The organism is uncultured Clostridium sp. (assembly GCF_963527835.1).
GTDB lineage: Bacteria > Bacillota > Clostridia > Clostridiales > Clostridiaceae > Clostridium.
In genome coordinates this window covers 1-15,340 of record NZ_CAURTC010000057.1, presented here as the reverse complement: position 1 = coordinate 15,340, position 15,340 = coordinate 1, and the positions used below count along the sequence as shown (strand labels likewise).

The 15,340-nt window shown below is 27.1% G+C and carries 12 protein-coding genes; all 12 read left to right on the top strand.

What is annotated here, in order from left to right; genetic code table 11:
• Window positions 1-118 precede the first annotated feature (118 nt).
• Window positions 119-1,630 carry a hypothetical protein gene (locus tag RYM86_RS17565; protein ID WP_315082102.1) on the top strand — a complete coding sequence of 504 codons (1,512 nt, stop codon included), beginning with the start codon at window positions 119-121 and terminating at the stop codon, window positions 1,628-1,630.
• Window positions 1,623-3,143 carry a hypothetical protein gene (locus tag RYM86_RS17560; RefSeq protein WP_315082101.1) on the top strand — a complete coding sequence of 507 codons (1,521 nt, stop codon included), beginning with the start codon at window positions 1,623-1,625 and terminating at the stop codon, window positions 3,141-3,143. The genes RYM86_RS17565 and RYM86_RS17560 overlap by 8 nt, the downstream gene beginning before the upstream one ends.
• Before the next feature lie 573 nt (window positions 3,144-3,716).
• Window positions 3,717-4,751 (top strand): hypothetical protein, encoded by a 1,035-nt coding sequence (locus tag RYM86_RS17555; RefSeq protein WP_315082100.1) that lies wholly within the window; start codon window positions 3,717-3,719, stop codon window positions 4,749-4,751.
• A 260-nt stretch (window positions 4,752-5,011) separates the two neighbouring features.
• Window positions 5,012-5,662, top strand: coding sequence for a ribonuclease (locus RYM86_RS17550; protein WP_315082099.1), 651 nt, complete (start codon window positions 5,012-5,014; stop codon window positions 5,660-5,662).
• A gap of 826 nt (window positions 5,663-6,488) precedes the next feature.
• A complete protein-coding gene (gene sigI / locus RYM86_RS17545; RefSeq protein ID WP_012425291.1) occupies window positions 6,489-7,151 on the top strand; it encodes an RNA polymerase sigma factor SigI in 663 nt (220 codons plus the stop codon).
• Window positions 7,152-7,160: 9 nt separating this feature from the next.
• A complete protein-coding gene (locus tag RYM86_RS17540) occupies window positions 7,161-8,279 on the top strand; it encodes an anti-sigma factor domain-containing protein (RefSeq protein WP_315082097.1) in 1,119 nt (372 codons plus the stop codon).
• 1,009 nt (window positions 8,280-9,288) lie between these two features.
• A complete protein-coding gene (locus RYM86_RS17535) occupies window positions 9,289-10,542 on the top strand; it encodes an FAD-dependent oxidoreductase (protein WP_315082104.1) in 1,254 nt (417 codons plus the stop codon).
• Window positions 10,542-11,780, top strand: a complete 1,239-nt coding sequence (gene preA / locus RYM86_RS17530) for an NAD-dependent dihydropyrimidine dehydrogenase subunit PreA (RefSeq protein ID WP_315082096.1) — start codon at window positions 10,542-10,544, stop codon at window positions 11,778-11,780. Before RYM86_RS17535 ends, preA begins: the two co-directional genes overlap by 1 nt.
• Before the next feature lie 192 nt (window positions 11,781-11,972).
• Window positions 11,973-12,434, top strand: coding sequence for a DUF1097 domain-containing protein (locus RYM86_RS17525; protein WP_315082095.1), 462 nt, complete (start codon window positions 11,973-11,975; stop codon window positions 12,432-12,434).
• Window positions 12,435-12,686: 252 nt separating this feature from the next.
• The gene (locus RYM86_RS17520) at window positions 12,687-14,009 is read left to right on the top strand and encodes an amino acid permease (RefSeq protein WP_315082093.1); all 1,323 of its coding nucleotides are present in this window, start codon (window positions 12,687-12,689) and stop codon (window positions 14,007-14,009) included.
• 349 nt (window positions 14,010-14,358) lie between these two features.
• The gene (locus RYM86_RS17515) at window positions 14,359-14,907 is read left to right on the top strand and encodes a GNAT family N-acetyltransferase (RefSeq protein WP_315082092.1); all 549 of its coding nucleotides are present in this window, start codon (window positions 14,359-14,361) and stop codon (window positions 14,905-14,907) included.
• 88 nt (window positions 14,908-14,995) lie between these two features.
• Window positions 14,996-15,154 carry a hypothetical protein gene (locus RYM86_RS17510; protein ID WP_315082090.1) on the top strand — a complete coding sequence of 53 codons (159 nt, stop codon included), beginning with the start codon at window positions 14,996-14,998 and terminating at the stop codon, window positions 15,152-15,154.
• The last annotated feature ends 186 nt before the right edge of the window (window positions 15,155-15,340 follow it).

Genomic DNA, 15,340 nt, shown 5'->3' with positions numbered 1-15,340 from the left:
GGTGGTGTGAGAGGACGCTAAATAAAATAATTATTTAGCTCCTACTCGATTTTATTGAATAATAAACACTCATAAAGCATATCCTTTAGTATAAGTAATTGAGGGGGAGGGCGACTTTATGATTGATAAAAGAGACAAGACAATTTATTATGTATCAAACTTAGGCACAGGCATGGTGTCTATTATTGATGGAGATAATTATTGTATTATAAATGAGGTTGAAATAGGTCCAAGACCACAAAATATCATCGTAGATGAAAAAAACAATGTGTATATAGCCAGTGATAGAAATGGTAAAGTCACACTCATTAATGACTTATATGATTCTAATAAAACATGGCATATGCCTAATAATGGTAATATACAAGTGGATTCCATCACTCAGAATATCTATGTTTGTGATACTGAAGAAGTATGTATTTATAGTTTAAAAACTGGTGAAAAGATTGGATGCTTAACAGGTTTTGTTGCTGCAGATAGTTTAAAACTTGATAAGGACAAGAAAAAATTATTTGTATTGGATATTTTACAAAATGAAATAAAAGTTTATGATACATCAGATTTCCATTTAATTAAGTTATATAAAGATGTTGGGACTTCACCGAACTACATTCTCATAGCAGAAAATGAAAAGGATGTTTATATTTCCAATAAAGGAGTTAATAGATCGAATTATACAAGTAATATTTCCGTATTAGATCTTGAAAGCGGAAATATTTCATATATATATTTAGAAAAGGGATCTGTTATTACTGCCTTGGAGCAAAATGAAAATTTTTTATATGCAGCAAATAGTGGATTACATAGAATTGATGTTATAAATATATTAAAAAGAGAATGTGTAGCAACAATAAAAACAACTCTAACAGAATTGCAAAGACTTCGATTATCTCCTGATAAAAAAACATTACTTGTAACTAGTAGGAGTAATGATGGAAAGGGGGTAATTGATAGAATAGATACTTCTAGTAATACTATTTTAGGTACATTTAAATTTAAACAAAATAATAGTCTTCCATATGATATTGGAGTGATTAGTCAGAGTAAATTTGAAGTACAAGATGAATCTTTTATTTTGACGAATTCAGAAGATAAATTGAAACAAGAAAATGGAACTACAATACTTGCTAAGAAGGTTTTATCAAATTATCAAGAAAAAATGATTTTTCCTGAAGTGTCAGTTAAGGCATGTTTAGAAGAGGGAGAAATTATAAACATAGAAGAAATCGTATTTAAAAAGTGTGAAATTATAAATGAAACAAAAAATAGAAGGATTATAGATAGTCGGAAAGATTATTCAATACTACAATATAATTTTTATATTCCATATTGCATAGGATGTACTGATGAACAGCAGCGAAAATATATTATTGAAGGAAGACTCGAGGGAACTCAGAAAGCTACATTATATATACCTGTTTATGCAGAACAACAGGGAGTAGAATTTGTAATCAATTCTTTTGCCAAATTAACAAGTACTCCGATTATTATGAATAAGAATTTGAAGTTTGATGTTAGCGCTTTGATTTCAACAAAAGCAATTGTGGATGAAATAGTATTTATTCCATTTTGTAAGGACTGTGAGATGCGGCAAAGGAGAGGTGAAAAAATGAGGGAAAATAATGGTTAACGAAAAATATGATTGTTATTTGATCAAGCAGAAAGATGATACACTTCTAAAATTTTCTTATGATAGTGAAAAAGGGGTATATTATCAAATATTTATGAAACAGAACTGGTCAGATAAGAAGAGTATTTACAAAGAAAGTTTTAAATACTTCTATGTATTAGAGGAGTGCAATGGGAAAATTAATGTTTTCTGCCAGGATATTTGTGGTAATATTATTTTATGCACATTAGAAGGAATAAAATGGAATTATAAAACACTCCTCCATATGAAGTATGATTCAATTATGCCTGTATATATTAGAGCATTCTTTCATTTAGACCATATTCATTTGTTATATAACATAGTAGATAAACATACTTATTCAGAAGTATTAGTTCACCAAATTACTGAAAATGGGGTGAAATTTGGTAGTCCACAAATAATTAGTAAATTAGATTATTATAATAAAATTCCATATTGTATTTATAAAGATCCTAAATCAAATCTAGTAGTATTAAACACTATGTTAGCAGGGGGGTATCAATTAACTTCTAGAAATTTTCATATTATTGAAGGGCGATGGGGAAAGCAAGAAGTCATATATACATCAATCTTACCTTACATAGATTTTACTTTTTGCTTAGATGAAAACAGACATCATTATTTGTTTGTTACTCAAGATGATCAGATTAATAGAGTAATTTATCAGTATAAAGAAATCGGATTACAAAAAAATATTATACTGTTTCAATGTGAAAAGATTGATTCTTGTTTATTAATACTATTGAAGAGTGCATTATGGGCTTTGTGGATTTGTGGTGATAATCTTTACGGATGTTTTTCTAAAAATCATGGTCAAAATTTTAGTAGTCCAAGGATATATAAGCACTTTGATAAGGGAGTGCCTATAAAAGTATTTTACCAAGAATATTTAGAAGATAAGCAAGATAAACATTATTGCTATGAGATATATGTAATTAGTATAAATGGAGAAGAACAAATGTTTTTACAAGAGCTCTTAGAAAATTCAATGAGCGCACAAGAGGATGATAAAGGTGATTTAAAAGCTAATTTAGAGGATTCGGATTATAAAATGGAAGAGCCAAAAGATTATTTCACAAAAATAAAAATACTTAAAATGGAAAAAGAAGAATCTCAAGCAAAACTTAAAATTGCAGAAGAAGAACTGGAAAGATTGAATGAAGCTATGAAGTATGAAAAAAATCAAGTAATAAAGTTTCAATATCAATTTTATAAGGAAAAAGAGAAAATCAAGTTATATACAAATGAAAAGGATAGATTAAAAGAAAAAAATAGATATTTAGAGAAGAAGCTGCTACTAAAGGATAAAGAAAAAATATCTATTGAAGAAAAATTAGTTGAAAAAGAAAAAGAAAACGAGAGTTTAAAAAAGCAAATAAATCTTATGGGAATTCAAAATTTATCTAATTCAGAAAAGGTTATAAAGGAAAGTAATAATGGTAGATCTAAACAAGAAAAATTTTCTTTGGTTAAATGGTTATTTGAGGATTAAATAAAAAATAGACGAAAATAAAGGGCTACAGCATATATTTTATATAAGAAGAAATTCTATGTCATGAGAATTTTTAGTGTAGTTTAATAATTTATATGAGGTTATCTTAAAATACTATATAAGCGTAGTGATTTTTTCAGATAACCTTTATTAGTTACGTTTTAATTATGTAAGCCATATGTAACTAAATCTTTTTTAGTACATATAGTATATTAGTGAGTTTATATAAGGAATGAAGAAATTAAAAATATACATAGTTACTCTCTAGTGTTGTATAAAGTAAATATATATTTGTTGACACGAACAAAATATATATTGGAAAAAATTAAAACTAAAAAATAAACCTCCTATGATTAAATAGTTATTACAAAACAAACTATCATAAGGAGGTTTTTTAAATTTGCACTAAATATAATAAAATAGTTTTTGAAAAAATAACAGAAGGTATTAATGGAAATTATTCAAAGGGAAGTTAATATTAAATTTATAGAGTAACTAATCTACTTATTTCGACATAAATTAAAGTAGCAAATAAATTATGCTAAAAAGTTATATATTAAGGAGATTATAAGTATGGCAAAAGTGAATTATGTTAACCAAGCTAGTTTTAAGTATCAAGATACAAATTGTTTAAGTTTAACACAACCAATATATATAAAATCTGAAACAAAAGTCTTTTCATATAAGCATGTATTTTCAGAAGCAGATTGCAATTGCCAAAAAGATTGTTATCCAGGAAAAGGCGATGATATAGGCTTTACATTAATATTTGGAAATTATGGAGAAGAAACCTATACTCCAACAGGCACAACTGGACCAACAGTAATAGATACTTTAGACCTTTCTAATATTTATAATGCATCATTAAAAGTTATGGATCTTTGTATAGGAAAGAATTTTAAAGTATTTGATGTAACAGTACCAGGACAAGCAAAAGAAGTTATTCCAGGACAAACTGAATTTGCGGGCGGAACTAAATATACTCTTGAAATAAGAGAATGCCATAAAAATACTGCAGGAACTGTAGAAACATGTACATCAGAATTTTGTTTACCTTGTCACTCAGTATTTTGTGTAACAATGTTATTCCAAGTAGAATTTTCACCTTGTAGTAAATTAAAAAATGGTGGATTCTGTGATGGAAAAAATCCTAGTTTAGAAAATTGGATTGCAATACCAGCAAGTGGAGGAGGAACAGTAGAAGCAGTATCTTCTTACAAACCTAGTAAAGGCGGCAATATAAAGCCACAGGATGGAGATTGTGGATTTGCATTGTTAAAAACTGGAGATGCAGACGTTAAGAGTATATTAAAACAAACCTTCAAAGCTGAAGCAGGAGATAAATTAAGCTTCTATGCATTCTTTGATTTACCAGATTCTAGTCATAAAGATGAAGCTCAAGCAATACTAATTAAGAGCTCTACTGGAAGTGTAATAGCTACTATTGCAACAAAGTCTGCACCATATGTTAGTAATAACTGGGAACTTCAGTCTTATACTTTTACAGAATGTGGAACAATCACTTTTGAAGCAACTGTTAAAAATACAATAGATAATAAAATTGATGGGCATTTAGCTATAGATGCTGTAACAATAACTCATCCTTAATTTTTAATAGTATTAGGGAAAATAAAAAAGAATAATTATTTAAATTAATAATTTATATGAGGTTATCTTAAAATACTATATAAGCGTAGTAATTTTTTCAGATAACCTCTTATATCTATGTTTTGATTATGTAAGCCATATGTAACTAAATCTTTTTCAGTACATATAGTGTATTAGTGAGTTTATAAAAGAAATGAGGAAATTACAAATATCCATAATTACTACACATTTATAAAAAACAAAAAAGGAGGATTAATTTTATGGCCCTAATAACTTTTTCAACGCCTGTAAATGATAATAGAAATGAAATATATTATAAATCAACGTCAGCAGGAAATGAAAAAGATAAACAAGAGAAGAGAATTGAGCAGGAATCTTATAGAGAAGCAGATTGTGAATTGATGAATAAATTAAAGGAAAAAGAGTTAGAATTAAAAGAAAGAGAACTGGATATAAAAGAAGAAAAAATCAAAATAAAAGAAAAAGAAATTTATATTAATCAAAGGGAAGTTAATATTAAAGAAAATGAGGGAAAATTAAATAATCTATCAATTATGGTTAATAAAAAAGAAAATAACTTAAAAGAAAAGGAAGATAACTTAAAACAAAGTGAAGCTAAGCTTAAAGAAAAGGAAAATAACTTAAAACAAAGTGAAATTAAGTTTAAAGAAAAAGAAATTGAATTAAGTGAAAAAGAACAATACTTAAATAAAGTGGAAGATAATTTAAAGCAAGTTGAAATTAAGCTTAAAGAAAAAGAAGCTGAATTAAGTGAAAAAGAACAATATTTTAATAAAGTGGAAATGAACTTAAAGCAAATTGAAAATAAAAATAACTACAATAATAATTATAAACAAGGAAGATACAATAGAAGAGATTATTATAGAAATAATTATTATAACAACTTTTAAATTATAATAATAAAGATATGAAGGTATAAGCGGTATCTTCTTACAACAGCAGTACACACGTATATTTAATTCCATAGGATGGAGATTGTGGATTTGCATTATTAAAAACTGGAGATGCAGGGGTTAAGAGTATATTAAAATAAACCTTTGAAGCTGGAGATGTATTAAGCTTCTATGCATTCTTTGATTTACCAGATTTGTCTCATCTAGATGAAGCTCAGCAATAGTAATTAAGAACTCTAGTGGAAATGTAATAGATACTATTGTAACAAAGAATGCACACTATGTTAGTACTGGATGGGAACAGTACTAACATAGTGTTAAAGAATGTGGAAGAATACCTTTTGAAGCAACTGTTAAAAATACAATAGATAATAAAAATGATGGGCATTTAGCTATAAGTACTGTATCAATAATTCATCCTTAATTTTAAAGGTATTTGTAGTTAAAGTATTAATAACTCTCAATATACTTTGTATTTAATCATTATATATTTATAAGTTAATTATTATATTACTAGGGTTTTAATTAGTCCTAGTAATATTTTTATATTTATAAAAATAAATACATAAATTTAGTAACAAAGTATAAATAAAAGATTTATATTTATAAACAATTAAATAATGAATTAAATTTTAATTTGATTAGATTTAATACATATAAAATATAATTATACATGTTACTTTACTAAAAAATATATGGTAATATATAATCATGAAGTAATACAATGTATTATATTTTAGAAAATTTTATTTATTGGGAATAAAAAGTACCGAAAATACTAATATTTTTTGTATATAATAATGAACAGGAAGGGAGCTTAAATATGCTCGAATGTGTTTTAGAAGATTTAAATATTGGACAAGACCTTGATGTGAACCAATTAATAGAACAACATATGCCTTTTATAATTAAAAGCATATCTGATGTTACTGGTAAATATGTGTCTTGTGAAAATGATGAAGAACTAAGTATTGCATTACTTGCATTTTGTGAGGCTGTTGAAAGATATGAGAAAGATAAAGGTTATTTCTTACCATTTGCAAAGCTTGTTATATCAAGCAGAATTAAAAATTATTTAAAAAGCCAAAATAAACATTCATGTTCATCTCTTGAAGAACTAGTTGAAAAAGGAATAGAAATTCAAGATGAATATTTAGAAGAAGAAGACAATGGATTATTAGTTGATGACATAAATATATTAAAATCAGAAATAATGCTATATGGCTTTACATTTGAAGATTTAGTGGAAGAAGCACCTAAGCAAAGAGCAACACGAGAAAATGCTATGAATTTAGCAAAGCAAATAAGTGAAGTAGAAGAACTAACAACTTTTATGGAGATTAAAAAAAGATTACCAATTAAGAAAATTGTACTTAGATTTTCTGTTACTGAAAAAGTAGTAAAACGAAGTAAAAAATTTATAATTTCAGTAGTGATTATATTTAAGAAAAATCTTAAGACACTAAAAAATTGGATCAGAAAGTAGGTGATAATGATGAGTAAGGGAATAATAATGGAAATAAAAAAAGAATATGCAATAGTAATGAATGATACGGGTAGCATAGAGAGTATTAAAGTAAAAGATGAAATGAAATTAGGACAAAAAATATTTTATTTTGAAGAGGATTTAGTGAATATTAATCAAAATAAAAGTGTTAATAAAATTAGTTTATTCAAAACATTTGGAACATTTGCAGCATTATTCTTACTTATATTTACGTTCTTTCAACCATTAGCATTTAACAAAGCATATGCTGTAGTAAGCTTAGATATAAATCCAAGTATTCAAATACATGTTAATAATAAGAAGAAAATAGTAGCGGTTGAAGGCATTAATGAGGACGGTAAAAATATTGATTTTTCAAGTGTAAATGGTTTGGAAATAGATAAAGGAATAGATGGAATAAAGGCTATTCTAGTTGAAAAAGACTATTTAAATCAAATGGGAGAAGTATTAGTTGCTTTTGCATTGTTAGATAACGAAGAAGATGAGAATTACGAAAATCAAATAAAAGATGCCATTCAAACAACTTTTAAAACTGAAAATGTAACTTATGTAAAGGGCAGTAAAGAAGCAGTGGAAGAAGCAAAAACTAAAGGCATAAGTTTAGGTAGATATGAAGTTTCTCTTTCAGCTGATGAAACTGTAAAATCTAAAATTGACAATATTCCTGTTAAAGAAATTACTTCTTTAATAAAGGATAAAGAAAATTGTATTTATTGGAAAGCTGATAATGCACAAAATTCAGAAAAGCCAGAAACAAATAATAATTTATCAGATGATAAATACAGTGATAAGCCAAAAAATACTTTAGAAAATAACACAGTACCTAAAAAAGATAAGGTTGAGGAACCAATAAAAGAAATAACTCCAGAAGTACAAAAGCCAATACAAGATAATAAAGATTCTGAAATAAATAAAGATCCAGAGGAAGTTCCAGAAACAAAGCCAGAAATAGTATTACCTCCAATCGAAGAAATTAAACCAGAGGGTAATACACCAGATAATGGAGAATCAGAAGATAAAAACAATGAAATAACAGAAGATAAAAATAATGATTCTGAAAATAATGTTACAGATACTGGGAATATAGAACAAAATTTAAAAAAATGACTAAAAAAGTACTCAAAAATAAAAAACTAAGTGTATTGTATTATGTATAAGCTAATTAAATTTTATATTATTTTGTATAAAATCTAATGAAAAAATAAAATAACTCAAATACTTAGTGTAATCTATATGTTTGTTAGATCGTAAAGAACAAACATATAGATTTTTTTATTCTTTAGGAATTTATATTACTAAAGAATCTGTGGATACCTTCTAGAATATTGTATTTTAAAGGTATGATGAGGATCCCTAAAGAAAAAATAATCATATGCCACATCATTATTTCCTAGAAAATTTATCAATCAGAAATCACAGTAAATTTTACAGTTGCATAAAATAGTAATTAATAGAATATTTGTTAATGAATATATTTATTATATATAATAAATATATTTAGTATTATTGCAGAAACTAAAGATAACAAATATATTTCTATGAATCTAGAAATATAAAAAATTTCGGAGGTGATACTATATGTTTTTAACTATTATAATAGTAGCAGCAATAGGTATAGGAATAGCATATTATGCTGCTGTAAATAAAAAACAGTAGTTTGATCTATAATATAAAATTTAATTATAATAATTTAAATGTAGAAATATAAGAAGTTCAAAATATCAAGAAATATAATTAAATACTAATTTATATGATATACAAATTGTCAATATAAGTAGTGATAAATTAAGATTAGCTATCTATTAGAATAACAAATTAATGTTTTAATAGATAGCTTTGTTTTACTTGAAACATTTTACACAATATACAAAAATACAAAAAATATAAATAAAATATATAAAAAAGTATAAAATTACAATGTAATATCTAAAAAAAGATTATTTTAACAAATAGATGATGTAAACATTAACATAATAAGAAAGTGCAAAGTAAAACATCGCATTTGTTTATCATATAATTACAGTATCATAAATAAACATAATAGTATTTCTTAAATACTAAGATAATATTGTTAATACACAACTTAGGGGGGATTATTTTGTATAAAAATAATAAAATGAAAAAAAACAGTGAAGAATTAATAAGTCCAGTATTTGCGATAGAAGAATCTTCAAGATGTTTACTATGCTATGATGCACCGTGCTCACAAGCATGTCCAATAGGAACGAATCCAGCTAAATTTATTCGTTCACTTCGTTTTAGAAATCTAAAGGGAGCTGTTGAGACAATAAGAGAAAATAATATACTTGGAGGAGTGTGCGCAAGAGTATGTCCTACTAAGAAATATTGTGAAGGGGCTTGTAGCAGAACAAGTATAGACAAGCCTATAGAAATTGCAAAGCTTCAAAAGTATTTAACTGATTATGAAAACGTATTAGGTTTAGAAATATTAAACAAAGTAGAAATTAATAAAGAAAAAATTGCTATAGTTGGCTCAGGTCCAAGTGCATTAGCAGCAGCAACTAAATTAGCACAATTAGGATATAATGTAACAGTGTTTGAAAAAAGAGGAAAATTAGGTGGTTGGTTAACTTATGGAATACCAGAAGAAAGACTACCTCAAGCAGTTGTAGATAATGAAATTGAATATATAAGAAAGATAGGTGTAGAGTTCAAAACTAATGTAAACATAGGAAAAGATGTTACGATAGACTCTTTAAGTAAAGAGGGCTACAAAGCATTTTTAATTGCATGTGGAATGCAAAAGAGTAAAGAAGTTAAAATAGCTGGTTCTGATTTAAATGGTGTAATTAATGGTACAGACTTCTTGGCAGAAGTAAAGTCAACTGGAGAGTATAAATTAGGAAATAAAATTATAGTTATTGGTGGTGGAGATGTTGCAATAGATTGTGCAATGACAGCTAAGAACCTAGGATCAGAAGATGTTAAAATAGTCTATAGAAGAACTATAGAAAAAATGCCAGCTGAAAGAAAGAGTATTCAAGAAGTAATAGACTTAAATATACCAATCTTTACAGGAATTAAACCTGAAGAAATTATCGGAGAAAATGGTAATGCTTCAAGATTCAAAGGAACTGGAATGTTTGATGATTCAAACCTAGATATACCTGCAGAAAATATTATATTTGCAATTGGACAAGAACAAGAAGGAGTAAATTCAATAGCTAATATAGAGATTAATAATAAGGGAATCATATCAACTAAAGAATATGAAACTAATATTGATGGAGTATTTGCTTGTGGAGATATAGTTGAAGGGGATAAAACAGTTGTTTATGCACTTAAATTAGGAAAAGAAGCAGCAGAAAAAGTAGATCAATATTTAAACGAGAAAGAAGGTGCTAGATAATGAGTATTATCAAAGACTTATCAATAGAATTCTGTGGAGTAAAATGTGAAAATCCATTTTTCTTATCATCATCACCAGTAGGAAATTGCTATGAAATGTGTGCTAAGGCGTTTGAAGCAGGCTGGGCAGGCGTAATGTTTAAAACTATAGGTTTCTTTATGCCTAATGAAGTTTCTCCACGCTTTGATAGTTTAAGAAAAGAAGCAACTTCATTTGTTGGTTTTAAAAATATGGAACAAATATCAGATCATCCATTACAACAAAATTTAGATGATTTAAGAAGATTAAAAGAAAATTATCCTACTAAAGTTGTAGTAGCATCAATAATGGGAGAAAATGAAAAGGAATGGGAAGACCTAGCAAAGCTTGTAACAGAGGCTGGCACTGACATGATAGAATGTAACTTCTCATGTCCTCAAATGACAAGTCATGAAATGGGTTCAGATGTTGGTCAAAATCCAGAACTTGTTAAAAAATATTGTGAAGCAACTAGAAGAGGTACTCATTTACCAATACTAGCTAAAATGACTCCTAACATAGGGGATATGTCAGTACCAGCTATTGCATCTATGGAAGGTGGAGCAACAGGACTTGCAACAATTAATACTATAAAAAGTATAACTGGTATTGATATAAATTCAATGACTGCGAAACCAGTAGTTAATGCTAAATCATCTGTTTCAGGTTATTCAGGAAAGGCTGTAAAACCAATAGCTTTAAGATTTATTTATGAACTTGCTAAGAATGAAAAATTAAAAGGTGTTCCTATAAGTGGAATTGGTGGAATTGAAACATGGGAAGATGCTTTAGAATTTATATTATTAGGTTCAAGTAATCTTCAAGTTACTACTTCAGTAATGCAATACGGATATAGAGTAGTAGAAGATATGATAAATGGATTATCTCACTTTATGGATGAAAATGGATTTGAAAAGTTGGAAGATATAGTTGGAATAGCTGTTAAAAATATTATTCCAGCTGAAGATTTAGATAGAGAATATATAGTTTATCCAGAAGTTGACGAAGAAAAATGTTTAGGTTGTGGTAGATGTTACATTTCATGCTATGATGGTGCTCATCAAGCTATAAAATGGAACGAAGAAGAAAGAAAGCCAGAAGTAAATAAAGATAGATGTGTTGGATGTCATTTATGTGCACTTGTATGTCCAGTTACAGCTATAGGTAAAGGTGAAATAAAATTCAAAAATAACGGGAAAGAAAGAGAAATAATTCTATAAATTTCTTAATTATTCATTTATAATAATAGCTGTGTTAAAAATCCTTAAGATTAAACACAGCTATTTTTATAATTAAGTCATGTTTTAAATATGCAATAGGTAAAGTTCAGTTACTCAGTCGACTTCGCTTATGCATATATAAACACTTTGATAAAAAATAACCTTAAATTAATATTATAGGAGGGAATAATAATGAGTTCATTATTTTCATTATCATTAACTACAGCAATACTTTGTGGTGTTTGGATGATAGGCGCTGATGCTGCTGGATTAATTGCTTGGGCTGGTTTTGCTGGCTGTACTACTTTTTTTGCAGCAGGTGGTAAAAAACATGGATTTAAAAGTGCTATATGTACAAATCTAAGTGGAGTATTCTGGGCAATGCTAAGTATAAAGGTATCAACTATGTTAGGTTTTCCACAGGCAGGAGTAATCATGACAATAGTAACTACATTTTTCTTATGCATACAATCTAAAATTAGTTTACTTGCATTTATACCAGGTGCTTTTGTCGGATCATTTTCAACATTTGCAGCTAATGGAGATTGGATGAATCTTATACCATCATTACTTGTTGGTGCAATATTAGGATTTTTATGCGAATGGACAGGCAATTTTTTATATGAGAAGTGTGGAAAAAAGGAAGAAGCTTAGTTAAATTATTTTGAAATGTAGTATATAAATTTATAATAAAGAGAAATTTATAAATTTATTATATATTAATCAATTTATAAATTGAAATATTATAAAATTATACTTTGTAAACAGAAGTTTTGATAATATTAAATTATGTAACTGTATGTAAACATTAAACAATGCATTGACAAATGATGAGAAGCTGATAAAATTATGATGTTAAAGGTTAAATTTTATATTGTAATTTCAGTCCAACATTAGGAGGAAAAAATGGAGAATAACAACTTGAAGAAAGAAATCAGTCTATTTATGGCTACTATGCTTGTATGTGGAAATATGATTGGTTCAGGAGTATTTATGTTGCCAGCAACTCTTGCCCAATTATCAGGACCGCTTGCAACAATAATAGCATGGATTATAACGACCATAGGTTCTATATTAATAGCAATTTCATTTGCAAACTTAGGATCTAGATATCCAGCTACTGGAGGGGCATATCAATATACAAAAGAAGCATTTGGAGAATTTACAGGTTTTTTAAGTGCATGGTTATATTGGAATGGGTCTTGGATTGGAAATGCTGCAATTATTGTCGCTTTATCTAGTTATAGTGCATCCATAATACCTGCACTTCAAAATCCATTAGCATCAATAATATATACTAGTTCATTGTTATGGATTTTTACTATATTAAATATAGTGGGAGTTAAAGAAGCAGGAAAGATTCAAACTTTTGTTACTGTGTTTAAGATTGCATTTTTTGGAATATTTATAATAGCGGCTTTCTTAAACTTTGATAAAATTAATTTAATGCCACTTATGCCACAAGGTAAGGGATTATCTACAATTCCTTTGGCAGCAACATCAACATTATGGGCATTTGTAGGTTTGGAAAGTTCTACAGTTACAGCAGGAGAAATAAGAGATCCAGAAAAAAATGTTAGAAAGAGCACAATATATGGACTTATAATAGCATCTATTATTTACATATTAATAAGCGTTGGAAGTATGGGAGCTATGTCAAATTTAAAGCTTTCAAATAGTTCAGCACCACTTACAGATATATTAACTAACATATTTGGGCATTCAATTGGAAAAGGATTAACTATTGCAGTTGTGATCTGTATTTTAGGAACAACAATTGGATGGTTATTATCAACTGCTAGAGTTTCATATGCAGCAGGAATTGATGGGGTATTTCCTAAATTTTTTGGAAAGTTACATCCGAAGTATGGAACTCCAATAAATTCATTGATAGCTGGTTCTGTATTAGTAAATATACTACTTATAATGAATTATCAAAAAAGCATGGTATCTGCATTTACTTTTATAACTATATTAGCAACATTATCATTTTTACCTGTTTACTTATTAACAGTGTCAGCAGAAATGATGCTTATATTTAGAGATGAAAAGAAATTTAATTTTAAAATATTTATAAAAAAATCAATGATTCCTCTTTTAGCATTTGCATATTCTATATGGACTATTTATGGTTCAGGAGCGGAAACTGTAATGTGGGGATTCATATTAATGCTTATAGGGATACCATTTTATATTTATAATCATTATAATAGCAAACAAATAGCTTAAGTTTTAGATATAATTTGTTTTATGTCTTTATTATGTAATTAAATTAAATTTATAATATGAAACTATAAAAGCTTATATGCTGAAGGCGTATAAGCTTTTAAATATATATTAGTTAATTATGAAAAATTATATAGGATTAAATTTATAAAAAATAGGAACCTAGTATACAGTGGTAATGAAATGAAAAATCAAAACTTTGTAATAAAATCATTTTTAAAGTATAATTAAAAGTGGTTTTATTTAAGAATTGTTTAAATACGTGTTAATATATGAAATAGGTGAAGTGGCATTGTAATTGGACTTTAAGAATCATTAATGAGTATTGTCATATTTACTGGAGGAGAAATTTATGTTTAAGAATTTAGAAAAAATTGAAAAGGATGATTTTGAGAGCTTTTTTAATTTATTAGAAAAGTCTTTTCCTAATATAGAAAGACGAAGCAAAGAAGGTCAAAAAGAAATTTTTGATGAAACTTTATATAATGTATATGGAATAAAAGATGAAAATAAAAAAGTTATAGGATTTATAGCGACATGGGAATTTGATAAGTTTAATTTTATAGAACATTTTGCTGTAGATACTAGTTTAAGAGGCAAAGGTATGGGAACGGATTTGCTAAAAGAATATATACATAACTCTAACAAGCCTATTTATTTAGAAGTAGAATTGCCTAATGATGATATATGTATACGTAGAATTGATTTTTATAAAAGATTAGGATTTAATTTAAACGAGTTTGATTATCTACAATTACCATTACAAATAGGAAATGAATTATTACCATTAAAGATAATGACACATCCATATAAAGTAAGTAATGATGAATTTATCTATTTTAGAAAAAATGTTTATGACAAGGTATATAAACAAAGCCCATGTTCTGATTTTAAATTTTAATTATAGATAAAATTATATAAATTAGAACAATAGTAATATTAACTTAGATTCTCTGCAAAAAAATTAAAAAACAATTGCTATTTTTACTATGATGATGTTAATGACTATATGTTTTGAATTACCATATCAACAGGTTTTTGCTTTTGATAAAGCTTCATTAGAAAGCATTTATGTATCAGAAGAAAACTATGAAGAAGAAATGAAGGATCTAAGCACGGACTTTTTAGAGAGAATGATGAAATATTAAAAGAATATTTAAATGACCTATTCACATTTTATGAAGAAAATTTATAATAAAAATTCTATCTGTTTTAAGATGTAGTTGATAGTATAGAATAAAGAAAAAAAGATATCTAGAAAATCTAAGATATCTTTTTTCTATTGTGTGCCCAGCATGGGCACGTACTAATCGGTGAAAGTCCGTAATGGGGGC